At 73.1% G+C, this 21,319-nt stretch carries 22 protein-coding genes; 9 read left to right on the top strand and 13 right to left on the bottom strand.

All coding sequences use genetic code 11. The features are described 5' to 3' along the window. Positions 1 to 11: 11 nt before the first annotated feature. Complete coding sequence (locus OG247_RS02770; protein ID WP_327250661.1) at positions 12 to 665, bottom strand: MBL fold metallo-hydrolase; 654 nt, start codon at positions 663 to 665, stop codon at positions 12 to 14. A gap of 150 nt (positions 666 to 815) precedes the next feature. On the opposite strand from OG247_RS02770, the gene OG247_RS02775 reads away from it, so the two are divergent. From OG247_RS02775 to OG247_RS02790, 4 genes are all read left to right on the top strand, one after another. After that, the gene (locus OG247_RS02775; protein ID WP_327257316.1) at positions 816 to 1,724 is read left to right on the top strand and encodes a GlxA family transcriptional regulator; all 909 of its coding nucleotides are present in this window, start codon (positions 816 to 818) and stop codon (positions 1,722 to 1,724) included. 49 nt (positions 1,725 to 1,773) lie between these two features. Beyond that, complete coding sequence (locus tag OG247_RS02780) at positions 1,774 to 2,274, top strand: isochorismatase family protein (protein ID WP_327250662.1); 501 nt, start codon at positions 1,774 to 1,776, stop codon at positions 2,272 to 2,274. A 64-nt stretch (positions 2,275 to 2,338) separates the two neighbouring features. Next, positions 2,339 to 3,043 carry an RNA 2',3'-cyclic phosphodiesterase gene (gene thpR / locus OG247_RS02785; RefSeq protein WP_442813205.1) on the top strand — a complete coding sequence of 235 codons (705 nt, stop codon included), beginning with the start codon at positions 2,339 to 2,341 and terminating at the stop codon, positions 3,041 to 3,043. A 58-nt stretch (positions 3,044 to 3,101) separates the two neighbouring features. After that, positions 3,102 to 4,439: an MFS transporter gene (locus OG247_RS02790; protein WP_327250663.1), complete on the top strand. Its 1,338-nt coding sequence runs from the start codon at positions 3,102 to 3,104 to the stop codon at positions 4,437 to 4,439. A gap of 68 nt (positions 4,440 to 4,507) precedes the next feature. Here the strand turns inward: OG247_RS02790 and OG247_RS02795 are convergent, their stop codons facing one another. Both OG247_RS02795 and OG247_RS02800 read right to left on the bottom strand, forming a co-directional pair. Next, on the bottom strand, positions 4,508 to 4,861 hold the full coding sequence (locus tag OG247_RS02795) for a VOC family protein (protein WP_327250664.1): 354 nt from the start codon (positions 4,859 to 4,861) through the stop codon (positions 4,508 to 4,510). Between the two features lie 23 nt (positions 4,862 to 4,884). Then, complete coding sequence (locus OG247_RS02800) at positions 4,885 to 5,091, bottom strand: hypothetical protein (RefSeq protein ID WP_327250665.1); 207 nt, start codon at positions 5,089 to 5,091, stop codon at positions 4,885 to 4,887. A gap of 166 nt (positions 5,092 to 5,257) precedes the next feature. Here OG247_RS02800 and OG247_RS02805 point away from each other — a divergent pair, with 166 nt between their 5' ends. Then, complete coding sequence (locus tag OG247_RS02805) at positions 5,258 to 5,815, top strand: GNAT family N-acetyltransferase (RefSeq protein ID WP_327250666.1); 558 nt, start codon at positions 5,258 to 5,260, stop codon at positions 5,813 to 5,815. On the opposite strand, the gene OG247_RS02810 is transcribed toward OG247_RS02805, so the two are convergent. The 4 genes from OG247_RS02810 to OG247_RS02825 form a co-directional block, all read right to left on the bottom strand. After that, positions 5,812 to 6,000, bottom strand: coding sequence for a hypothetical protein (locus tag OG247_RS02810; protein ID WP_327250667.1), 189 nt, complete (start codon positions 5,998 to 6,000; stop codon positions 5,812 to 5,814). The genes OG247_RS02805 and OG247_RS02810 overlap by 4 nt on opposite strands. Before the next feature lie 193 nt (positions 6,001 to 6,193). After that, on the bottom strand, positions 6,194 to 7,642 hold the full coding sequence (gene argG, locus OG247_RS02815; RefSeq protein WP_327250668.1) for an argininosuccinate synthase: 1,449 nt from the start codon (positions 7,640 to 7,642) through the stop codon (positions 6,194 to 6,196). 172 nt (positions 7,643 to 7,814) lie between these two features. Next, on the bottom strand, positions 7,815 to 8,990 hold the full coding sequence (locus tag OG247_RS02820) for a GDSL-type esterase/lipase family protein (protein WP_327250669.1): 1,176 nt from the start codon (positions 8,988 to 8,990) through the stop codon (positions 7,815 to 7,817). Positions 8,991 to 9,079: 89 nt separating this feature from the next. Continuing rightward, entirely contained in the window at positions 9,080 to 9,649 is a 570-nt protein-coding gene (locus OG247_RS02825; RefSeq protein ID WP_327257318.1) for a TetR/AcrR family transcriptional regulator, read from the bottom strand. A gap of 71 nt (positions 9,650 to 9,720) precedes the next feature. Here OG247_RS02825 and OG247_RS02830 point away from each other — a divergent pair, with 71 nt between their 5' ends. From OG247_RS02830 to OG247_RS02840, 3 genes are all read left to right on the top strand, one after another. After that, complete coding sequence (locus tag OG247_RS02830) at positions 9,721 to 10,260, top strand: FBP domain-containing protein (RefSeq protein WP_327250670.1); 540 nt, start codon at positions 9,721 to 9,723, stop codon at positions 10,258 to 10,260. Positions 10,261 to 10,634: 374 nt separating this feature from the next. Continuing rightward, positions 10,635 to 11,894 carry an Ig-like domain-containing protein gene (locus OG247_RS02835; RefSeq protein ID WP_442813575.1) on the top strand — a complete coding sequence of 420 codons (1,260 nt, stop codon included), beginning with the start codon at positions 10,635 to 10,637 and terminating at the stop codon, positions 11,892 to 11,894. Between the two features lie 97 nt (positions 11,895 to 11,991). Continuing rightward, positions 11,992 to 12,861 carry a glycosyltransferase family 2 protein gene (locus tag OG247_RS02840; protein ID WP_442813206.1) on the top strand — a complete coding sequence of 290 codons (870 nt, stop codon included), beginning with the start codon at positions 11,992 to 11,994 and terminating at the stop codon, positions 12,859 to 12,861. 38 nt (positions 12,862 to 12,899) lie between these two features. Here the strand turns inward: OG247_RS02840 and OG247_RS02845 are convergent, their stop codons facing one another. Further along, complete coding sequence (locus OG247_RS02845) at positions 12,900 to 14,030, bottom strand: PucR family transcriptional regulator (RefSeq protein WP_327250672.1); 1,131 nt, start codon at positions 14,028 to 14,030, stop codon at positions 12,900 to 12,902. 272 nt (positions 14,031 to 14,302) lie between these two features. On the opposite strand from OG247_RS02845, the gene OG247_RS02850 reads away from it, so the two are divergent. Continuing rightward, a complete protein-coding gene (locus OG247_RS02850; RefSeq protein WP_327250673.1) occupies positions 14,303 to 15,193 on the top strand; it encodes an esterase/lipase family protein in 891 nt (296 codons plus the stop codon). Positions 15,194 to 15,209: 16 nt separating this feature from the next. Here OG247_RS02850 and OG247_RS02855 read toward each other — a convergent pair whose 3' ends face one another. The 5 genes from OG247_RS02855 to OG247_RS02875 all read right to left on the bottom strand — a co-directional run bounded on the left by OG247_RS02855 (position 15,210) and on the right by OG247_RS02875 (position 21,300). Next, positions 15,210 to 16,169 (bottom strand): aldo/keto reductase, encoded by a 960-nt coding sequence (locus OG247_RS02855; protein WP_327250674.1) that lies wholly within the window; start codon positions 16,167 to 16,169, stop codon positions 15,210 to 15,212. Between the two features lie 9 nt (positions 16,170 to 16,178). Further along, on the bottom strand, positions 16,179 to 18,185 hold the full coding sequence (locus OG247_RS02860) for a peroxidase (RefSeq protein WP_327250675.1): 2,007 nt from the start codon (positions 18,183 to 18,185) through the stop codon (positions 16,179 to 16,181). A gap of 130 nt (positions 18,186 to 18,315) precedes the next feature. Continuing rightward, positions 18,316 to 20,190 carry a galactose oxidase early set domain-containing protein gene (locus OG247_RS02865; protein WP_327250676.1) on the bottom strand — a complete coding sequence of 625 codons (1,875 nt, stop codon included), beginning with the start codon at positions 20,188 to 20,190 and terminating at the stop codon, positions 18,316 to 18,318. 39 nt (positions 20,191 to 20,229) lie between these two features. Then, positions 20,230 to 20,604 carry a hypothetical protein gene (locus tag OG247_RS02870; RefSeq protein WP_327250677.1) on the bottom strand — a complete coding sequence of 125 codons (375 nt, stop codon included), beginning with the start codon at positions 20,602 to 20,604 and terminating at the stop codon, positions 20,230 to 20,232. Between the two features lie 204 nt (positions 20,605 to 20,808). Beyond that, on the bottom strand, positions 20,809 to 21,300 hold the full coding sequence (locus tag OG247_RS02875) for a GNAT family N-acetyltransferase (RefSeq protein WP_327250678.1): 492 nt from the start codon (positions 21,298 to 21,300) through the stop codon (positions 20,809 to 20,811). Between the last annotated feature and the right edge of the window lie 19 nt (positions 21,301 to 21,319).

Below are 21,319 nucleotides of genomic sequence, written 5' to 3' on the forward strand. Positions count from 1 at the left end.
GGAGGGAGCGCCTAGAGCGGCACGGTGCCGTCGGCGGCGAACGGGCCTCCGTGGCCGGGCACGATCAGGTCCGCCGCGGCGAGCACCCGCAGCCGGGAGGCGCGCAGCACCTCGCGGTCCGGGGCGACCGGGTCGTCGGCGGGGCCCTCCGCGTGCCACCACAGGTCGCCGGCGAAGGCCACCACGCCCGAGTCCGTTCCGGCCAGCAGGGTGATGTCCTCGTGGCTGTGCCCCGGGGTACGGATCAGGCGCAGGGAGGGGGTGAGTTCGTAGCCCTCGGCGTCCCGGTTCGTCCACTGGTCGCCCCGGTACTCCACCTTGTGGTCGTGCACCCGGGCCCGGCCGAACAGGCCCACGTTCATGGTGTTGTCCGGGTGGTGGTGGCTGAGCACCACGTCGGTGATGTCCTCGGGGCCCAGCCCCAGTTCCGCGAGCGGGCCGAGGATGTCCGTGTGGCTCGCCACCATGCCCGGGTCGAAGATGAAGTGCCGGCCGGCATCGGATACGTAGGAGACGGTGGCGGCGACCCCGGGCCCGGTGGATCCGACGTAGCCGGTGGTCAGGACCTTGTAGACGGCGCTGCGACCGAGCGGTGCGTCGGTGCGGAGGTCCTGGACGGTGACCGTGTCGTTCTTCGCCGTGTCGTTCTTCGTCGTGTTCGTCATGGCTGTAATCCTTCCGCGGCGACAGGGAGCGCACGAGTGGCACATCTGCCAGTGATCGCAGGATTAGTGCCAGTAGTCGTGCCACGGTGGCAGACTGCCCCCGTGCCCCCTTTCGCGACCGTCGCCGCGTACGTCCCGCCCGGCGTCGGCATGCTTGCCGTCGGGATCGTCGCCGAGGTCTTCGGCCCGCACGGGCAGGGGCTGCCCGGCTTCGACTTCGCCCTGTGCGCCGAGCGGCCCGGGCCGGTCCCCACCGACTTCGGGGTGCCGCTCGCGATCGAGCACGGCCTCGACCGGCTGGCCGCCGCCGATCTGGTGATCGCCCTGCCGGGGGCCGGTTTCCGCACACCGCCCGGTCCGGCGGTACTCGACGCCCTGGTGGCCGCCCACCGGGGCGGCGCCCTGCTCGCGGCCCACTGCGTCGGCACGTTCGCCCTGGCCGAGGCCGGGCTGCTCGACGGGCTACGGGCCACCACGCACTGGCGGTTCGCCGAACTGCTGGCCCACCGGCATCCGGACGTGGCCGTCGAACCGGACGCCCTCTATATCGACGAAGGCCGGATCGTCACGGGCGCGGGGGCCGCCGCCGGCTTCGATCTGTGTCTGCACCTGCTGCGGCGGGAGCACGGGGCCGCGATGGCCAACGCCGTCGCCCGGGACATGGTGCTGCCCTCGCACCGCGACGGCGGGCAGGCCCAGTACCTCGCGGCGCCCGTCCCCGAGGACTGCCGGGACGAGCGACTCTCCGAGGTGCTCGCCTGGGCGCGCGACCACCTCCACGAGCCGCTTCCCGTCACGGAGCTGGCCCGTCGCGCCGTGATGAGCAAGCGCTCCTTCGCCCGCCGCTTCACCGCCGCGACCGGCACCACCCCGCACGCCTGGCTGCGGAACCTGCGGCTGAGCAGCGCCGAGGAACTCCTGGAGAGCACGGACCTGCCCGTCGAGGAGATCGCCCGCCGGGTCGGCTACGGCAGCGCGGCGGTCCTGCGCGAACAGTTCGTGCGGCGCAGGGGAGTTCCGCCCCGCGCCTACCGCCGCTCCTTCACGAGCACGCCGTAGGGCCTGTCGCCCTGGCGCGAGGCCCCCGGCGCCCGTACGGCCCTGTCCTATGATCCTTCCCGTGACCTCCGCGCTGATCCTCATCGACCTGATGCCCCGCATCATCGACCTGCCGGTCGCCCCTCACTCCGGTGAGGAGGTGCTGGCCCGCTGCCTCCGGCTGGCCGAGGCCTTCAGGGCCGGCGGGCGCCCGGTGGTGCTCGTCCGAGTGGACCGGCCGGGGGTGGCGGAGCAGCCGCCGGGCAGCGGCTTCGCCGACGGGCTGGAGCGGCCGGGTGACGTCCTGATCGTCAAGCAGACCGTGGGGGCCTTCCACGGCACCGGCCTGGACGACCGGTTGCGCGGCATGGGCGTGGACACGCTGGTGCTCGGCGGTCTGGTCACCACGATGGGCGTCGAGTCCACGGCGCGGGCCGCGAGCGACCACGGCTACGAGCTGGAGTTCGTCGCCGACGCCATGTCCGGTTTCACCGCCGACGAGCACGCGTTCACCGTGGAGCGGATCTTCCCCCGGTTCGGCGACGTGCACAACACGGCGCACTACACCTGACCACGATGAACGACCGGACCGCCCGAAGCACTGTACGAAGTCTCCTGCGAACGATGTGAACACTGTGACCGATGCGAACGCCGTGGACGATGCGAACGCCGTGAACGGACAGACCCGGCCCGCGACCGTTCGCGTGTTCATCGCCCTCGCCCCGCCCGACGACGCCAAGGAGGAACTGGCGCGGGAATTGGGCCCCGCCTACGCCGCGTACCCGGACATGCGGTGGAACCGCATCGAGGACTGGCACATCACCCTGGCGTTCCTCGGTGAGCTGCCGGTCGAGACCGTCCCCCTCCTGGGGCCGCCGCTCGCGGAGCTCGCGGCGGCGCGCAGTCCCGTACGCCTGGCCCTGCGCGGGGGCGGGCACTTCGGCGAGCGGGTGCTCTGGAGCGGGATCGACGGGGACCTCGACGGACTGCACCGGCTCGCCGCCGAGGTGCGCGCCGTGGTCAAGGAGTGCGGCATCCCCTTCGAAGACCGGCCGCTGCGCCCCCACCTGACGCTGGCGCGGGCCCGCCGTAACGACGCCACCTCGGCCGTGGAGGCCGCCGCCGGACTCACCGGGTTCACCGGTCGCCGCTGGCGGACGGAGCGTTTGCACCTGGTCGGCAGCAACATCGGCCGTGGGCCGGGTCCGATCCACTACCGCGACATCGAGGCGTGGAACCTCGGCGGCGGGGAGGAGCGTACGAACGGCGGGCCTTCGGCCTCGGACCGCGACAGCGACAGCGACAGCGACAGCGACAGCGACAGCGAGGAAATGCCTTGACGCTAAGCCACTTATCACTAAGCTACTTCCCGGCAATCCAATCGGGGGAGAGTTCTACGTGGTCAAGGGCATGCGCGAGGAGCGGGTGGCGGGCGAACGCTCACTGCTGCTCGGAGTGGGCATCAGCGCGATCGGGATCGGGATGTACATCCCCTTCTCGCTCGTCTTCTTCCACCACGTGACCGGGCTCTCCTTCGCCCTCGTCGGCATCGTGCTGACGGCGACCGGCCTGGCCGGACTCGCGGTCATGCCGCTCGCCGGCTCGACCGTCGACCGGTTCGGGGCAAGGAAGGTCAACCTGCTGCTCTACGCGGTCCGGGCGCTCGGCTTCACCCTCTACCCGTTCGCCGGATCGCTGCCGGCCTTCGCCGCCGTCGCACTGGTCACGGCCCTCGCCGACCGGTCCTTCTCCATCGTGCAGCAGTCGCTGATCGGGGAAGTGGCCCGGGGTGGCGCCCGCGACCGGCTCCAGGCCTCCATCAGGGCCCTGCAGAACGCGGGCATGGGCGCCGGCGCGCTGGTCGTCTCCGGGGTACTGGCCCTGTGGGGCACGGACGGGTTCACCTACACCGCCTGGGGCAACGCGGTCGCCTTCGCGCTCGCCGGACTGCTCGTCAGCCGCGTCAAGCCGCTACGGGACCACACGAACGGCCTGCTCAGCGCGGACGGCGCACCCGGCTCGGCCAAGCGGCCGCCCGCGGGCTACCGGATGGTGCTCGCCGACCGGCCCTTCCTGGGCCTCACCGCCGCCAACTTCCTGACCGCCCTCGGGTACTCGGCCCTGTCCGTCCTCTTCCCGCTCTACATCACCACGTGGCTGCACGGACCCGACTCCCTCACCGGTGCGGCCTTCACCGTCAACACCGCCCTCTGCGCGGGGATCGGCGTCCTGATCGCGAGCCGGGTCCGCCGCTCCGGAGCCCGCCGCACCCGCTCCGCGGCCCTCGGGGCACTGCTCTTCGCCGCCGCCTTCGTGGGGCAGATCGTGCTCGGCACGGTCCGGCCCGGACAGACGGCGACGCTGGTCGCCCTGCTGGTCATCGTGGTGGTCTACACGGTCGGCGAGCTGGTCCACAGCCCCTCGGGCGGCGCCCTGTCGGTCTCGGCCGCTCCCGAGGCCGTACGCGGCCGCTACCTCGCCACCTACCAGCTGTCGTACTCCCTGGCCACCGCGCTGGCCCCGTCCCTCTTCACGGGGTTGCTCGCCCTCGACGGCCGCCTGCCCTGGGCCTTCCTCACCGTCGCCGCACTCGGGGCCGCGCTCGCCCTGACCCGGCTGGAACGCCACCTCCCGCCGGAGGCCGTCCACGCCACTCCACCTTCCCCGACCCCTGCACCGGCCGCGGCCCCGGCGGAAGCGGTCACCCGCGAGCCGGCCACGACAGCCACCGGCTGAGCGACGCGCACTCTGACCAAGAGGCTCCGCAGCCCGCCCGAGCACGGTTTTCCCGCGTGCCGGCCTGCTCAGGCGGGCTGCCAGAGCTCGATCCGGTTGCCCTCGGGGTCGGTGACCCAGCCGAACCGGCCGACGCCGTCCATGTCCTGGGCCTCCGGAGCCACTTCCGCGCCCTTGGCGCGCAGCTGCGCGAGCATCGCGTCCAGGTCGCGGACCCGGAAGTTGAGCATGGTCTGCTGGGCGGGGGAACCGAAGTAGTCGGTCCCGGACTCGAACGGTGCGAACACCGTCGGTCCGGCTCCCTGACGCCACAGGCCGTGCTCGTCCGAGTCCAGCCCCAGGCAGTCCCGGTACCACGCGCCCAGGGCCGCCGGATCCGCGGCCCGCATGAAATATCCACCGATTCCCAGCACACGTTCCATCCCGCGATCCTGCCAGGACTCCGTCAGAATCCCTTGCCGAGCGCGCCCAGCAGCACGGGGTTCATCCCGCTCTCGACTTCCGGCAGCGGACGGGGTTCGGGTCCCCGCCCCTCGAACAGGGGGCGGATGCCCATCAACCCCTTCGTACCCTCGACCGCCCACGCCGCGTCCGACTCCGGCAGCGACACCGTCATCCGGTACGAGCCGACCTCCCAGTGCACCTCGGTCATCGCTCCCACCACTCCCTCAGCCGATCAGATATCCCGTTTGTCCAAACTACGGCCGCCTCGATCCCCCACAAGGGACCAAGGCCCCCACCCCAGCCGCCATCCGGCCCCCGCTCCACGCGGCCGGATACCGGCCTGTTCAGCGGGAGGTGACGCATAAGATCCACCCGTGTCACCTCACATCACGCTCACGGCCGCCCCGACGGCCACCGCTCCCGCCCTCGCCCTTCGTCCCTGGCGGGCGGCGGACGTCGGCGCGCTCGTCGAGATCCACCGGGACCCCGTACTGCGCCGTTGGGCGACTTCTCGACTGGAGAGCCAGGAGGACGGGCTGCGGTGGGTGCGGGACCAGGAGCGGGGGTGGGCGGCGGGCGAACGGTGCGGCTTCGCCGTTCTGGAGGCCGTTCCCGGAGCGCCGGAGGGGCGGTTGGTGGGCAGCGTGGTGGTGAAGGAGCTCTCCCCCGGCAAGGCCGCCGCCGAGGTCGGGTACTGGACTTCGGCTTCGGCCCGCGGCCAGGGGGTCGCTCCCCGCGCCCTGGAGGCCGTCACCGCCTGGGCGCTCGACACGTTCCGGGCCCAGGGCCTGGAACGGCTCGAACTGCTCCACCAGGTGGACAATCCGGCGTCCTGCAGGGTCGCGGCGAAGGCCGGCTACGGGTTCGACGGGATCCTGCCGGCAGCGCCGCCCGCCTATCCGCTCGACGGCCACCTGCACGTACGGCGCTAGGCCGCTCGACCGGCTCCGTCCCGCCCGGGGAAGACCGCCAGGGTGGTGTGGAAGCGGTAGCGGTCGGCGCGGTAGACGACGCGGTTGGACTCGCAGGGGCGGCCGTACTGGTCGTAGGTGAGCTGCTCGATGTCTCCCTCGAACGGCTCGTCCGCGAACTCGACGTCAGCGCGATGACCATCCACCGAGATCTCCGGCTCCTGGACTCCCGGGCGAGGTGCGCCGGGTCCGCGGTGGCGCGGTCACCCCCTGGACGGCCACGGCGCCCTGACCGGCGTCCCGAACGGCGCCCCCGCCCGCGCCCCGGCCAAAGAGAACGCCGCCCGCGGCCCCTCCGGGGACCACGGGCGGCGCTTCGCGCCCTGCCGCCGGTACCGGTTAGTCGGTGCCGAACTCCATCGCGGCGCGGTCCAGCAGCTCGTCGTCGCCGGAGACCTCGCCGCGGGAGGCGATGGCCTCGGCACCGCCCTCGGGCATGGCGCCGATCAGGCCGGAGCCCGGCGCCTCGACGGCGCCGATCAGGGCGGGGTGGGTCGTACCGACGATGCCGAGGCCGGCGTACTGCTCCAGCTTCGCGCGGGAGTCGGCGATGTCGAGGTTGCGCATGGTGAGCTGGCCGATGCGGTCCACCGGGCCGAACGCCGAGTCCTCGGTGCGCTCCATGGAGAGCTTGTCCGGGTGGTAACTGAACGCCGGGCCCGTGGTGTTCAGGATCGAGTAGTCCTCGCCGCGCCGCAGTCGCAGCGTCACCTCGCCGGTGATCGCCGTACCCACCCAGCGCTGCAGGGACTCGCGGATCATCAGCGCCTGCGGGTCCAGCCAGCGGCCCTCGTACATGAGGCGACCGAGGCGCCGGCCCTCGTTGTGGTACTGGGCGACGGTGTCCTCGTTGTGGATCGCGTTGACGAGGCGCTCGTACGCGGCGTGCAGCAGGGCCAGGCCCGGAGCCTCGTAGATGCCGCGGCTCTTCGCCTCGATGATGCGGTTCTCGATCTGGTCCGACATGCCCAGGCCGTGGCGGCCGCCGATGGCGTTCGCCTCCATGACCAGGTCGACGGCGGAGGCGAACTCCTTGCCGTTGATCGTGACCGGGCGGCCCTGCTCGAAGCCGATGGCCACGTCTTCGGTGGCGATCTCGACCGAGGGGTCCCAGAACCGGACGCCCATGATCGGGTCCACGGTCTCGACACCGGTGTCGAGGTGCTCCAGGGTCTTCGCCTCGTGGGTGGCGCCCCAGATGTTGGCGTCGGTGGAGTAGGCCTTCTCGGTGCTGTCGCGGTAGGGCAGCTCGTGGGCGAGCAGCCACTCCGACATCTCCTTGCGGCCACCGAGCTCGGTGACGAAGTCGGCGTCGAGCCACGGCTTGTAGATGCGCAGGTGCGGGTTGGCGAGCAGGCCGTAGCGGTAGAACCGCTCGATGTCATTGCCCTTGAAGGTCGACCCGTCGCCCCAGATCTGCACGTCGTCTTCCAGCATCGCGCGGACCAGCAGCGTGCCGGTCACGGCGCGGCCGAGCGGCGTCGTGTTGAAGTAGGCGCGGCCGCCGGAGCGGATGTGGAACGCACCGCAGGCGAGAGCCGCCAGGCCCTCCTCCACGAGCGCCGCACGGCAGTCGACCAGGCGGGCGATCTCGGCGCCGTACGCCGTGGCCCGCGTGGGCACCGACGCGATGTCGGGCTCGTCGTACTGGCCGATGTCGGCGGTGTAGGTGCAGGGGACGGCACCCTTGTCGCGCATCCAGGCGACGGCGACGGAGGTGTCGAGGCCGCCGGAGAAGGCGATACCGACGCGCTCGCCGGTGGGCAGGGAGGTGAGAACCTTTGACATGGGATGAGTATGCGCGATGATGCATGTTCATGCAAAATGACGGGCCGATGAGGCTCCTGGGCACCGGACGGGCGTGCCGTCATTGTGGCGCGCGGCCGGGTCGGCGGCGCGCCCGGCGGGGCGCCCGAGGGGCCGCACCGCCGGGCCGCGGCGCAGGGTGGTTCCGGGTGGTTCAGGCGGTCGCGGCCGCGAAGGGGCCCCCGGCGGCGAAGGCGTGGCGGGCGAAGTTCCCGGCGATGCGCACGTGGCCCGCGGGGTCGGGATGCAGGTCGTCCGGGAGCGGCAGCTCCGCGTGGTCCGTGGCACCGTAGAGGTCACGGCCGTCGAGGTAGTGCAGGTACGGATCTCCGGCCGCCCGCTGCGCGACGATCCCGGCCAGCGCCTCGCGGACGACGCCCAGCGTCAGGCGCCCGGCGGCCCGTTCGGCGGGGTCGCCCAGGGCCTTGAACCGCAGGGTCCCGGTGCTGAAGTCGGTGGCGAGGGGGCCGGGGGTGTCCTCCTGGATGGGGCACAGGAGGGGCGACACGACCAGGAGCGGAGTGGCCGGATGGCCCTCGCGGAGGGTGTCGAGGAAGCCGTGGACCGCGGGGGCGAAGGCGCGCAGCCGCATCACGTCCAGGTTGACGATGTTGATGCCGATCTTGACGCTGATCAGGTCGGCCGGGGTGTCGCGCATCGCGCGGGCGGTGAAGGGGTCCAGCAGGGCACTGCCGGAGAATCCCATGTTGACCAGGTCCACGGCCCCCTGCGCCGCGGCCAGCGCCGGCCAGGTACCGGTCGGACGCTCCGCGTTCGAGCCGTGGCTGATGGAGCTGCCGTGATGCAGCCACACCCTGCGCCCGCTCTCCGGCGCCGTTGTGACGGGGGCGTCGATGCGCAGGGCGATCAGCTCCGTCATCTCGGTGTGCGGGAGCCAGATCTCGACGTCCTTGTCCCGCGCGGGCAGATCCGCGAAGCGGGCGGTGCCGGGCGGCCCTTCTTCGAGTTCGACGGCCTGGGTGGCCAGGTCGAGGGTGCGGACCCTGCCTCCGGGCACGGTGGCCCGGGCCGTGAGCACGCCGTCGATCACGAGGTCGTACGCACCGTCCGGCGAGGCCGGGAAGCCCCGGTAGGCCCGCTTGGTGGGCAGTGCGTCCAGTTCGATGACGGTGGCCCTGGTGCGGAAGACCAGGCGCACGCCGGACGGGCGGGCCTCGGCCGTAGCCAGCTGGTCGTCGGGGATCTGCAGGCGGGCCCGGGCGGGCAGCCGGTGGGGCAGCAGGCCGTGCGCGGTGCGTTCCACGTCGAGGGCGCCGCGCAGGAGGTCCTCGGTGACGGGCGTGGTGATCCGGTCGCGGTCGGTGGTCATCGCCTCAGCCTCGTGATGATCGGGGTTATGGGACTACGGCACTACAGGACTACGGCACTACGGGGTTATGGGACTACAGGGTTACGGGATTACGCGGTTACGGGCTTGCGCAGCATCGCGTCGAGCGAGTCCACGATCCAGTCCCATGACTCTTGCGGGTCCACGGCGGTGTGACTGAAGCCGCCGCCCAGTTCCAGGCTGACGTAGCCGTGGAAGACGCTGCCGAGCATCCGTACCGCGTGCGTCTGGTCCGGTTCCGTCAGGTCGTAGCCGCGCAGGATCGCCCGCGTCATCCGGGCGTGCCGGACGCCCGCACTGGCGGCCGCCGTCTCGGGGTCGAGCCGGAGGCGGGCGGCATCGTAGCGGCCGGGGTGCTGCCGGGCGTAGTCCCGGTAGGCGTCCGCGAAGGCGGCCAGGGCGTCCTTGCCCGCCCGCCCGGCGAGCGCGGCCGCGACCCGGTCGGCCAGTTCCTCCAGCGCGAACAGGGCGATCCGGGTTTTGAGGTCCTGGGAGTTCTTCAGGTGCGAGTAGAGGCTCGCGACCTTGACGTCGAAGCGCCGGGCGAGCGCCGAGACGGTCACCTGCTCGAAGCCGACCTCGTCGGCGAGCTCCGCGCCCGCCCGGGTCAGCCGCTCCGTGGTCAGTCCTGCTCGAACCATCATGTGCCTCCTAGCTGGCGATAGCCATTATGTATTTGCCTAAAACCTTTAGGCAAATTAGCCTGCCGCTCATGAAGCCGTTGACCGAGCAAGAGATCCGTGCCGCCTTCGTGAACTGCACCAAGGGCGAAGCCAAGCGCCTGTCCGTACCCCGTGATCTGGCCGAACGGCCCTGGGAGGACCTGGACTTCCTCGGCTGGTGGGACCCCAAGGCCCCCGAGCGCGCCTACCTCGCCACCGAGTTCGACGGCCGCCCGGTCGCCCTGGCGCTGCGCACCTCCGCCGCCGCCCCCTCCCAGGCGCGGCGCAGCATGTGCTCGCTGTGCCTGACCACGCACACCGGGGGCGTCTCCCTGATGGTCGCGCCGAAGGCGGGCAAGGCCGGGCAGCAGGGGAACTCCGTGGGGGCCTACATCTGCAGCGACCTCGCCTGCTCGCTCTACGTACGGGGCAAGAAGGACGCGGGCCCGGGTGCACGGCTCCACGAGTCGCTCACGCTGGAGGAGAAGATCCAGCGGACGGTCGCGAACCTCGCCGCCTTCTTCGGCAACGTCACCGGCGACGTCAAGGCCTTCGGCGACGTCAAGGCCCTCGGCAACGTCACGGCCTGAAGCACGGCTCCCTGCGGCCCGGAGCGGCCCTCCCCTACTCCGTACGAGCCCTCTTCGGCGCCCATTCGGCCCCACGGGCCGAGTTCATGATCATCAGGCTGCCCGGAAATCGTTTTGATGCTGCCATCCGGCCGAAGGCGATCTGGGAGGGCTGCGTGGCGCGCATGCTGTCATCGACACACCGTGGAGGACTCCGGCGACGGAGCAGGACGTGGAGCGTGGCCGGGGCGGTGGCCGGGGTGGTCTTCGTCGTCGCCGCCGCGCCACAGCCCGCGTCGCGGCCCGGTGACGGGCGCCAGCCCGGCGGCGACCACGCCGGCTCCGTCGAGCTGCTGGTCGGCCGGGTGCTGGACGACGGGGGCCGGGGGTGCGCGATGGACGCCTTCCGGGCCGGTCTGTGCAGCGGCCTGGAGCAGCGGGTGGTCCTGGCCACCTCCAGCGGAGCCGGTTCCGTGGTGCGCGATCCCTCGTCCCGCGGCGCCTCGCGGGCGGCGGCGCACACGGTCGTCCTGCCCACCGACGCGGCCGGCCCCCTGGAGATCGCCCTCGCCGGACCGGGGCTCCTCACCTACGTCACCGTCCACGACGGTCACGGCCGCCACGTGGGCGGCTCCCTGGGCGCCCGGGGGCACCGATGGGCCAACACCGAGCCGTTGCGGGCCGGTGAGACCTACACCGTGCGGGTCGGCGCCCAGGACGCGGCGGGCACCCCGGTCGGCGTGACCATGGCGTTCCGGACCGCGCCCGCGGCGCAGGAGGACCGGCTCACGGCCGAGTTCGGGCCCCGGCCCGGCACGTACGGGGCGGGGCAGATCGTGACGGCCTCCCTGAGCCACCCCGTCCCCGCCACCGACCCGGCGGCGCGGGCCCGGCTGGAGCGCGCCTTGCAGGTCACCTCGGAGCCGGCGGTCGAGGGAGCCTGGCACTGGGTCGACGAATCGACCCTGCACTACCGGCCCCGTACCTACTGGCCCGCCCACGCCGTGGTGCACGTGGTCAGCGGGCTCGACGGGGTCGAGGTCGGGGAGCGGCAGTACGGCGGCCCCTCCGAGTCCCTGCGGTTCACCATCGGGGACCGGATCGAGGCGCTCACCGACGCCGCCGCGCACGAGATGACCGTACGCCGCAACGGCCGGACCGTCCGGACCATCCCGGTGACCACCGGCAAGGCCGGCTTCCTGACCCGTACCGGCATCAAGGTCGTGCTCGGCAAGGAGCGCAAGGTGCGGATGCGCGGGGACAGCGTGGGCATCAAGCGCGGTACGAGCGAGTTCTACGACCTGCCCGTGTTCTACGCGACCCGGGTGACATGGAGCGGGGAGTACGTGCACGCCGCGCCCTGGTCGGTCGACGCGCAGGGCGAGGAGAACGTCAGCCACGGCTGCACGGGCATGAGCACGGCCGACGCGGCCTGGTTCTTCGACACGGTGCGGGAAGGGGACGTGGTGTCGGTGGTGAACAGCGGCGGTGAGCCGATGGCCCCGTTCGCCAACGGGTTCGGCGACTGGAACCTCGGCTGGGACGCCTGGCTGGCCGGCAGCGCGCTGGGCGGCGACACCGATGCCCCGCTCGCGTCGCCCGCCTCCGCGCCCCCGTCGGCGCACGGGCCGTCCCGGCTCCTCCCCCTGACCTGAGCCGGCCCGGCGGCTTCCCCGCGGAGGTGGGGGCGGCGGCTCCGATAACATCCGATCCGTGCCCGCCTCCCCCTCTTCCACCCCACCCTCCCCCGCCGTGACCGGGATCGACGTCGTCCTGCTGACGATGAACGACCGTCCCGACGAGGAGGCGGCGGCCGTCCGGACGCTCCTCGCACAGCAGGACGTCGACCTGCGCATCGTCGTCGTCGGCAACGGCTGCGTCCCCGGGCTCTCGGTGGACGGGGCCACCGTCGTCGCCCTTCCGGAGAACCTCGGCATCCCCGAGGGCCGCAATCGCGGCGCGCTCGCCCTGCGGGACCCGGGCAGCGAGTTCCTCTTCTTCCTCGACAACGACGCCTCGTTCCCCCGGCCCGACGTCCTGTCCCGGCTGGTGGCCGAGGCCCGCCGGCGCCCGGAGGCCGCGTACGTCCAGCCGCGGCTGACCGGGCCCGACGACACCACGACGCCGCGCCGTTGGGTGCCCCGGCTGCGCGCCGGGGATCCGGGGCGGTCCGGGACCATCGCCACCATGACCGAGGGCGTGGTCATGGTCCGCCGGGACGCCTTCGACGCGGCCGGGGGCTGGCCCGACTTCTTCCTGTACCACGAGGGCATCGACCTCGCGTACCGGCTCTGGGAGCAGGGCGGCAGCGGCTGGTACGCGGCGGAGGTCCGGATGCACCACCCGGTCACCAGCCCCACCCGGCACGCGCTCTTCCACCGGCTGGCCGCCCGCAACCGCGTCTGGCTCGCCTACCGCAACCTCCCCGCGCCCCTCATCCCCGCGTACCTCGGCGTCTGGACGGCCGTCACGGCCCTGCGCGGGCTGCGCGGCGGCGGACTCCGGGACTCGCTCCAGGGGCTGCGCGAAGGGTGGGCGGCCCGGCACGACCAGGTGCGGCGGCCCATGCGCTGGCGCACCGTGGTGCGGCTGACGGCAGCCGGACGGCCGCCGGTCCTCTGAGGAGCCTGCCCCACGGCCCACCGGCCCGCCGGTGCGCCTCAGGGGCCGCTGCGGCGGGCCGCACCGTACGCCGTGAGGGCGGCCGCGAGGTGGCGGGCGCCGGTGGGGTCGGTGGCGTCGTGGCCGGTGAGCAGCCGGATGCGGCCCAGGCGGTAGGTCAGGGTGTTGCGGTGGACCGTGAGGGCTTCGGCGGCCTCGGCCCGCCGGTAGCCGGCCGCGATGAACTCCCGCAGCGTGGCGATCAGATGGGGCTGGTCGTCGAGGGGTGCCAGGACCCTGGCCAGGGCGTCGCGGGCGGGGCCCGGCTGCACGATCTGGTACTCGACGGCGAGGTCGGCCAGCCGGTAGAGGCCCGGTGGGCGCCCCAAGTCCTCGGCCAGGGAGAGCACTTCGGAGGCCTCCGCCTGAGCCCGGGGGATCGATGCGTGGTCCTCGGCGACGGCGGCCGCCGCCGTGCACCGCAGTTCGGCCGCCGTGTCGAGGCGGGCGAGCAGCCGCCTGGTCGCGCCGTCCGGCGCGTCCGTCCCGTCCGGGGCGAGCGGGACCAGGAGGACACCGCCTTCGCCCTTGAAGGTGGCCAGAACCTCCGGATTGCCGTCCAGTTCGGAGCGCAGGGCGCGCAGGATGCGGTTCGTCGCGCCGCCGGGTGCCTCGGGGAGCCGCAGGACGACCACCTCGTAGGATTCGGCGAGGGTGCGCCCGTACCGTTCGGCCGCGCGGCGGGCCGGGCGGCCCGCGAGCAGGACCCCGGCGAGGTTGCGGCCGTGTTCGCGCTGCTCCCAGTCGAGGTCGGCCTGTTCGCGCAGGTAGGCCTCGGCGACCTTCGGCATGACCTCGCCGAGGAATGCCAGCAGGCCCGTGACCAGGGCGTACGGGTCGTCGACGGGTTCGGGGCCGGCCACGGCGAGCTCCCAGGCCCGTCGGGCGCCGAGCGGGTAGACCCGTAGCACCGCCTCGAGGGGGACCCCGTCCCGGGCCCGCTCGGCGCCCCAGGCCACGGGGAGGGCCAGCTCGGCCTCGGTGGGCGCCCGCCCTTCGGCGACGGTGGTGAAGAACAGCTTCAGCACGGCTTCGGTGTTGGCGACGAGGTCTCCGCCGAGGACGCTGTCGGGCAGCAGCCGGTAGGCGGGAATGTCGGCGGTCAGCCGGGCGACGGTCTCGGCAGCCATCTCCGATATCCGGGGCAGCAGCGCGGCGGCGAGCCCCGGCGCTGCTCCCGACGCCCCGTCAGCGGACCCGCCAGCGGACCCGTCAGCCGCCCCGGCCGTCGTCCCACCGGATGCCACAACCGCCGTACCGTCCGCGTCGTCCATCCCCGCATTGTCACCGTGCACAAACGCGGGAGGAAGCATTCTGCGCGTACCGCCAGGGGACACGGGCGGCGCGCCGGAGCATTCTGTGCAGTCCGACCAGTGCACGACCCCCCGTCAGGAGATGTCGTATGGCCCCCCGTACCCGTGCGTCGCGCACCCGCACCCTGCTCGCCAGAGCCGCTCTCCCGCTGGCCCTCCTGCTCGGCGCCGCCTTCCCGGCGCACGCCGCCACCGAGGGCGTCACGGGAGGCGGGGTGAACGACTTCTCCTGCCGGCCGAGCGCCGCGCACCCCGAGCCCGTGGTGCTGCTCCACGGCACCTTCGCCACCTGGTACGAGGACCTGAACTTCCTCCAGCTCGACCTCGCCGCCCGCGGCTACTGCACCTTCGCCCTGACCTACGGCGCCTACGACGGCTTCCCGCTGGTCGGAGGCCTCAAGCCGGTGGCCGTCTCCAACCTGGAGATCAAGGAGTACGTGGAGAAGGTGCGCGGTGCGACGGGCGCCGCCAAGGTCTCGGTCGTCGGCCACTCCGAAGGTGGGCTCCAGGCCCTCTACCTCGCCAAGATGCAGGGCATCCAGCCCCACATCAAGGCGGTCGTGGCCATCGCTCCCCCGACCCACGGCACGAACGCCGCAGGCCTGCTCGACCTGGGCGACAAGCTGCTCGGCCGGGCGGCCATGGAGAAGATCGTGACCACCATCGGCATCCCGGTGCTCGCCGACGAGGTGCCCGGCGGCCCCGCGATCCTGGCGCTGAACGACGGTCCGGTGGCCCAGCCCGGGATCGCCTACACCATCATCACCTCGCGCTACGACGAGCTCGTGACCCCGACCGAGACGGCGTTCGTCCGCGAGCCGGGGGTCAAGAACCAGTACGTGCAGGACTTCTGCCCCTTCGACCCGGTGGGCCACATCGGCGAGGCGTACGACCTGAACGTCTGGCACCTGGTCCGCAACGCCCTCGACCCGCGCCGCGCCACCCCGATCCTGGTCTGCGCGGTCGGCTCGCCCGGCTAGGACAACAAGCCGCCCCCTAGGGAAGCGGACCGCCCCGGGCCGTGAGCCACAGGGAGTACCACTCCTCGTGGCCGAGGTCCGGGGCGCGCAGGGCGGCGTCGCGGCAGGCCCGGATGCGCTCGGGGCGGCCGGTGCCGATGACGGGGGCGATCCGGGCCGGGTGGCGTTGCAGCCACCACAGCAGGATCGTCTCCGGTGTCGTGTCCTTGGCCTTGGCCAGGGCGCGCAGGTGCTCGGCGGTCGCGTGCTCCCCGACGCTCGACTCCCGCCCGGTGAAGCGGCCCTGGGCCAGCGCCCCGTAGGCCTGGAGGCGGACTCCGTTGGCCGTGCAGTACTCGACGGTGCCGGCCGGGAAGCCGACGGCGGCCGCGGCCGGGGTGTTCACGAGGACCCCGTCCTCCAGCCAGTCCCGCCGCTGCAGGCTCATCTCCAGCTGGTTGGCGACGAGCGGGACATCGAGGTGGCGTTGCAGGGCGGCGCACTGCGCGGCGCTCATGTTGGAGACGCCGAACTCCCTGACGAGGCCCTGGCGGTGCAGCGAGGTGAGCGCCTCGGCGGTCTCCGCCGGGTCCGCCAGGGGGTCGGGCCGGTGCAGGAGCAGGACGTCGATGACATCGGTGCGCAGCCGTGTGAGGCTCTCCTCCACGCGGCGCAGGATGCTCGCGCCCCGCAGATCGTAGATCCCGGGGCGGTCGCCATCGGCGAGCCGGATGCCGCACTTGGTCTGCAGCGTGATGCGTTCGCGCAGGCCGGGGGTGCGGGCGAGCACCTCGCCGAAGACGGCTTCCGCCTTTCCGTGCCGGTAGATGTCGGCGTGGTCGAACATCGTGATGCCGCTGTCGAGGGCGGCCTCGATCGCCGCCTCGGCCGCGTCGATGTCCTCGGCCTGGTACGGGCCGGGCTCCCAGCTCCCGCCGAGAGCCATGCAGCCGTAGATCAGCCGGGTGTCGCCTGTCACTGGTGCCGTGATCGCCATGGCGTCACCCTACGAGGCGGACGCCTTCCACAGCACCCGGTCGCCGGCCACGATCACCAATTCTCCGGTGGGGCGCAGCAGCAGGCGCGCGCCGGGGTGGCCGGTGGTTCCGCTCGACCAGGCCGGGCGGCCGTCGGCCTTGCGCACGAGCAGTTCGCCGTCCTGGGTGAGGACGGCGTCGTGGCCGGAGCCCGCGGTGTTGGTGTGCCACGTACGGCGGCCCTCGGAGTCGAGCAGGGCGAGGTCTCCGGTGCTGTCGAGGGACAGCCGGAACGTGCCCGCGTCGAGGAGCTCGCCGGGGCGCAGTACGGAACCGGTGTGGAACTCGATGGAGTCGTCGAGTTCTCCCTTGGCCAGGGCCCGCAGGACGGGCAGGGAGGGGCTGAAGGCGTAGACCGAGCCCTCGGTGCGCACGAACCGTCCGAAGTAGAGGGTGTTGGCCCGGCTGCCGGTGCCGTCCGCCGAGGGGGTCTCGAAGGCGATGGGGGAATCGGGGCCGAGCACCGGGTCGCAGCCGGTGCGCGGGTTGCGGCCGGCCGGGAAGTCGGGTTCGTTCACCCACTTGCGCATCACCAGCTCGAACTGCCCCACCAGGTCCGACTGGTGGCAGACGAAGACCAGCCCGCGCGAGGTCTCCGGACCGTGTTCCCCGCCCAGTTCGGGCTTGTAGACGGGGCCGTACGGGATTCCGCGCCGCATCAGGCGCCGTGCGTCGAGCTCCGCCTGGGCCACGGGGGGACGGCCCGGGGTGAGGACGAGGCCGTCGCGCGGGTTCCCCTTGCGGATGTGCGCGAAGAGCGGCATCTGCCAGCCCTGGGGATCCCGGCCGTAGTCGAGCTTGGCGTCGGGGTGCTCGCCCGGCACGGGCAGTTGCTCCGCCGCGGGGCACAGGGCGACCGGCATCCCGCCCGGCCAGCGGCCCATCAGGCGGGCTCCGAGCCATTCCCGGCCGGCGTCGGCGGGCGCGGCGCCGGCGCGCTGGAGTTCGGCGAGGCGCAGGGCGACCTGCGTCCACCAGCCGGGCACGTCCTGCGCGAGGCGGCGTACCACCTGGAAGGCGCCGCCGGTGGCCCAGGCGGGCAGGCCCGTGGGGCGCTTGCCCACCCGCTCGGCGCCGACGACGAACTCGCCGGCGGGGATCAGCCGGGTTCCGGGCTTGCCGAGCAGGCCGGTGGCGTCGGCCGGGTCCGGCTCGTCGAAGCCCCGCACTCCGGGTTGGCTGATGCAGTCGAGGAAGCCGAAGTGCTCGTGCCCGCGCAGCTCGCCGGGGAGCGTGGCCCCGTCCTGGCGGAAGAGGACCGTCGCGCCGGCCGCGCCCGCGCCCGCGCTGTGTTCGGAGACGGCGGCGTCGAGGCGTTCGGGCTGGTCGGCGGCGAGCGTGAGGACGGCGTGCACCACGCGGCCGGGCTCCTCCGAGCCGAACAGCCAGGACTGCGGGGCGCTGGTTCCGGTGTCGCCGATCTGCTGCGCGCGGGCGGCGCAGCCCTGGGTGAAGGCCTCGGCGCTGGAGCCGGCCGGGGCCGCAGGGAAGGGTTCCTTGCCCGCGAACAGGAGCAGCCCCGGATGTGTCAGGCTCAGCCCGGTCCACAGGGTGGCCATGGAGTCGGGGTCGATGCCGCCGCTGCGCCGGCGGGCCCTGCTGAAGGCCCGGTTGAAGCGGGCCACTTCCTCGGTGGTGGAGATCGAGGGCAGCAGACCGGTCAGCCAGTGCCGGGCCTTGTCGGCGTCGCGGAAGTGGAGGAAGAGGAAGCAGGCGTGGTCCTTGCGGAATCCGGCGAGGATGTCGCCCTGGGAGTCGCGGTCGGTGCGCAGCGGGAGGGGTTGGGGCTCGGTGTCCCTGCGCGCGGGCTCCGCGGCCGGGCCGGCCGCCGGGCGGGCCGGGGGCTCGGCGGCCCACGCCGTGGGCGCGAGTCCCGTGGCGACTCCGGCGGCGGCGAGGGCCGCGGCCTGGACCACGGTCCTGCGGGCGGGTCCGGTGTGGGGGCAGCCCGGGGGCGACGACGGGGCGAGGGCCATCGGCTTGCTCCTAGTGGCGGTGAGGGGGAAGGGCGGGGTCGGGAGGAAGGGGGTGGGGAGGGGCGGGGTGGGGTGGGGAGGGGACGGGAAATCGAGTGGGGGAATCGAATCCAGGGGAGAGCTGCCGGGTTCAGCGCAGCGGCGCGGCGGGCACTCCGGAGTCGAGCTTGATCCACTGGGCGACGCCGGGCACTCCCTTGGCGTCGAGGAGGAAGAGCATGTAGTAGCCGGGCGGGGCGGCGGCCGCGTTCGGCGGGGCCTGCAGGGTGAGGGTGTCGCCCGCACGCCGCTTGATGCGCAGTTCCACGTGGCGCTGGCTGGTGTTGACCGCGTGCGTGGCGGTGGTGGGCGCCAGCAGTACGGCCCGCTTGACCTGGTCGGGGGTGCTCGTGGTGACCTCGAAGCGGGTGTTGTGGCCGACCGGGCCGGTGGGCGCCTTGTCGAGTGCGGGCCGGGCGCCCTGGTGGAGGTAGGAGGGCTCGTAGATCTCGATGGTGCCGTTCATCTCGTCGGTGATGTCGGCGTCGTTGGCGAGCTGCTGGAGCTCGTCCCCGGTGACCACGACCCGGCCGTCGGGCAGGACGACGGCATTGGAGTGGTAGCCGCGGGGAAGCCGCTGGGCGGGGCCGAGCTTCCAGTTCCCCTGTCCGTCGCGCATCTCGAACTGCCGGTACTTCAGGTCGGCGTTGGGGTTCAGGACCCCGTTCCCGTAGTCGCGGATGTCGTAGCCGCCGCTCGCCGTCAGCAGCGTTCCGTTCGGCATCAGCAGGGTGTTGTCCTGGGTGCGGCCGAAGGCCCGGGGCCTGTCGATGGTCCAGCGGCCCTCGGACAGCTTGTAGGTGTTCGGGTCGGCTCGGTCCCCGCCGATGATCAGGGCCTCGCCCGGGCCCTCGTACCCGCCGGGGAGCGGCACCGCTCCCCCGTACGTCCGGGAGCTGGCGTCGGGGCGGGGCGGCAGGTCGGTACGGGACTCGGCGACGGGGTCGAAGGCCCACTGCTCGTTGTGGACCCTGCCGAGCCCGTAGACCAGCCCGCCGCGGAGCGAGAAGAGGTGGGGGTAGTCGCGGGTGAAGGGGGCCTTCGCCTTGAACGGACCGACCGGGGCGTCGCGCGGGACGTCCGTCTTCTCCCGGGGCACGGGGTGCCCGAGGGCGGGGAAGCGCTCGACGAGCGGGGTCGGGGTGCCCCAGCCCAGCTCGGACTGGCCGGACATGATGAGCTGGCGGCCGTCCGCGGCGGTCACCACGGAGGGGTACCAGCGCCCGGTGGCCATGTCCCCGTTGCGGCTCCAGGTCTCCGTCCACGGGTCGAAGACCAGCGAGAGCTTCGCGCCGCTGCCTCCGTTGGAACCCAGGTTGCCGCCGAAGACGCCGAGCATGCCGTTGGGCAGGAAGGAGTGCCCGGAGCAGAAGAACGGTGCGGGGCGCGGTGCGTGGGTGCCGTCGGGCATGTCGACCACCGGCGGGGTGACCTTGGTGAACGCCGACGCCCCGGTACCCTTGGCCGGGTCCCAGAGGAAGGCGCGGCCGGCGTTCGTGGCGCCGATGATGTTGGTGGGGGCGGGTTCCTTGGTGGGGTTGGTCTCGATCCGCTCGAAGGAGAAGAGCAACACCTTGCCGGTGGGCAGCAGCGCGATGTGGGCGGCGAAGTCCGGGGAGTCGAAGTACTCCTTGAACACGCCGTACTTCTCCGGCGCCAGACCGGCGTTGGCCTCCGCCTGGGACTCGGTGAGGGCCTTCAGCCGGGCGCGCCGGGTGGTGTCGGGGTAGTCGGCGGCGTCCCGCAGCGCGATGCGGGTGCGGGCGTGCTCCTCGGCGTGGTCCTCACCGAGATTGCGCCGCTCGTCCGCGCTGACCTCGCGGCGCACCCACTCGGGGGCGACGTACGGCGTCGGCCGCGCGGCATCCGGGTCGTACGGGGCCTCGTGCGCGGCCGCTGGACCGGCGGGGAGCAGGCCGAGGAGGGTGCCTGCGACCAGGGCGCGGGCGACTCCGGGACGGGACATGGGGAACCCTTACGTGGGGGGAGGGGGAACCGGGGTGTCTCAGATGCCGTGCGCGGTGGCGAACGCCGTCCGGCGCAGCGCCTCGTGGAAGCCGGCGGGCGGGACGTACACGCCCGAGGCGTAGCCGTGGTGGTCGAGCTGGAGGACCAGCCGGACGCCGTACCCGCAGATGCCGCCGAGCGCGGCGATGCCGAGGACTCCGAGCATGCCCCTGGGCCGGCCGGTCAGGAGCGGGAAGGCCACCGCGAGCGCGGCCGCGCCGATCAAGGTGACCACCATGATGACCGCGGCGGTGCCGACGGCTGGACTCACGTCCGGCATCCTGCGGTTGCCTGCCGCGCGGTGGCCCGGTTTCGCCGCGCCCATCGCGATGAGCGCGGCGCATAAGACGGAGAGGACGGCGGCGACAGCCATGGGGCCGGGGACTCCTCAGTGCGGGGGCCGACGGGCAGCGCACCCGCTGCCAGTGATCAACACACTCGGTGATCAACGCCGTGCGCGCGCGCCGGGGCCACCGATGGGGTGACGCATCGCTGTCGGACCGTCACCCGTACGCACCAGGCCCGGGGCTGTCGCCCCGTCCGGGCGGGGTGGGGCGGTTGGTGCGGCAGGGCCGGGTCAGCCCTCGGCGGTCAGCTCCCGCCGGTAGGTCAGCCCGGGGCTGCCGTCCAGGACGGTCTCCCCCACGACCGTGAATCCGGTCCGCCGCAGCACCGCCGCCGAGGCCGCGTTGTCCAGGGCCGCGGACGCGGTGAGGACGCCGAGCCCGTACTCGGTGGCGGCGAGCCGGCAGACCTCCCGGACGGCGGCGGTGGCCGCCCCGCGGCCCGCCGCCCGTTCGCCGATCCGGTAGCCGAGGTCGGCGGCGCCGTCCGCCAGGTCCACCAGGTTGACTCGTCCGATCAGCTCGCCGGCGGTGTCCAGCACGAGGTGGAACCGGCACGCGCCCGTGTCCTGTTCCGCGAGCAGGGCGCGGTGGCGGGAGGCGAACTCCGCGAAGTACGCGTCCCCGCGATCCGGTACGGAGCGGGCGAAATAAGCCCGGTTGTCCCGCTCGAAGGCCAGCAGGGCATCCTCGTGATCGGCCCGCAGGCGTTCGAGTCGCAGCATGCCGGGCAGGATATCCGGG

The sequence above is a fragment of the Streptomyces sp. NBC_01244 genome (genome assembly GCF_035987325.1).
Taxonomy (GTDB): domain Bacteria; phylum Actinomycetota; class Actinomycetes; order Streptomycetales; family Streptomycetaceae; genus Streptomyces.

What these genes read in the sequence shown, in the direction of transcription:
- OG247_RS02865 (WP_327250676.1), bottom strand. Translation starts at nt 20,190, where the DNA reads ATGTCCCGTCCCGGAGTCGCCCGCGCCCTGGTCGCAGGCACCCTCCTC.
- OG247_RS02780 (WP_327250662.1), top strand. Translation starts at nt 1,774, where the DNA reads ATGATCCTTCCCGTGACCTCCGCGCTGATCCTCATCGACCTGATGCCC.
- OG247_RS02850 (WP_327250673.1), top strand. Translation starts at nt 14,303, where the DNA reads ATGGCCCCCCGTACCCGTGCGTCGCGCACCCGCACCCTGCTCGCCAGA.
- OG247_RS02800 (WP_327250665.1), bottom strand. Translation starts at nt 5,091, where the DNA reads ATGACCGAGGTGCACTGGGAGGTCGGCTCGTACCGGATGACGGTGTCG.
- OG247_RS02845 (WP_327250672.1), bottom strand. Translation starts at nt 14,030, where the DNA reads ATGGCTGCCGAGACCGTCGCCCGGCTGACCGCCGACATTCCCGCCTAC.
- OG247_RS02855 (WP_327250674.1), bottom strand. Translation starts at nt 16,169, where the DNA reads ATGGCGATCACGGCACCAGTGACAGGCGACACCCGGCTGATCTACGGC.
- OG247_RS02870 (WP_327250677.1), bottom strand. Translation starts at nt 20,604, where the DNA reads ATGGCTGTCGCCGCCGTCCTCTCCGTCTTATGCGCCGCGCTCATCGCG.
- OG247_RS02835 (WP_442813575.1), top strand. Translation starts at nt 10,635, where the DNA reads ATGGACGCCTTCCGGGCCGGTCTGTGCAGCGGCCTGGAGCAGCGGGTG.
- OG247_RS02795 (WP_327250664.1), bottom strand. Translation starts at nt 4,861, where the DNA reads ATGGAACGTGTGCTGGGAATCGGTGGATATTTCATGCGGGCCGCGGAT.
- OG247_RS02775 (WP_327257316.1), top strand. Translation starts at nt 816, where the DNA reads ATGCTTGCCGTCGGGATCGTCGCCGAGGTCTTCGGCCCGCACGGGCAG.
- OG247_RS02820 (WP_327250669.1), bottom strand. Translation starts at nt 8,990, where the DNA reads ATGACCACCGACCGCGACCGGATCACCACGCCCGTCACCGAGGACCTC.
- argG (WP_327250668.1), bottom strand. Translation starts at nt 7,642, where the DNA reads ATGTCAAAGGTTCTCACCTCCCTGCCCACCGGCGAGCGCGTCGGTATC.
- OG247_RS02860 (WP_327250675.1), bottom strand. Translation starts at nt 18,185, where the DNA reads ATGGCCCTCGCCCCGTCGTCGCCCCCGGGCTGCCCCCACACCGGACCC.
- OG247_RS02825 (WP_327257318.1), bottom strand. Translation starts at nt 9,649, where the DNA reads ATGGTTCGAGCAGGACTGACCACGGAGCGGCTGACCCGGGCGGGCGCG.
- OG247_RS02770 (WP_327250661.1), bottom strand. Translation starts at nt 665, where the DNA reads ATGACGAACACGACGAAGAACGACACGGCGAAGAACGACACGGTCACC.
- OG247_RS02830 (WP_327250670.1), top strand. Translation starts at nt 9,721, where the DNA reads ATGAAGCCGTTGACCGAGCAAGAGATCCGTGCCGCCTTCGTGAACTGC.
- OG247_RS02875 (WP_327250678.1), bottom strand. Translation starts at nt 21,300, where the DNA reads ATGCTGCGACTCGAACGCCTGCGGGCCGATCACGAGGATGCCCTGCTG.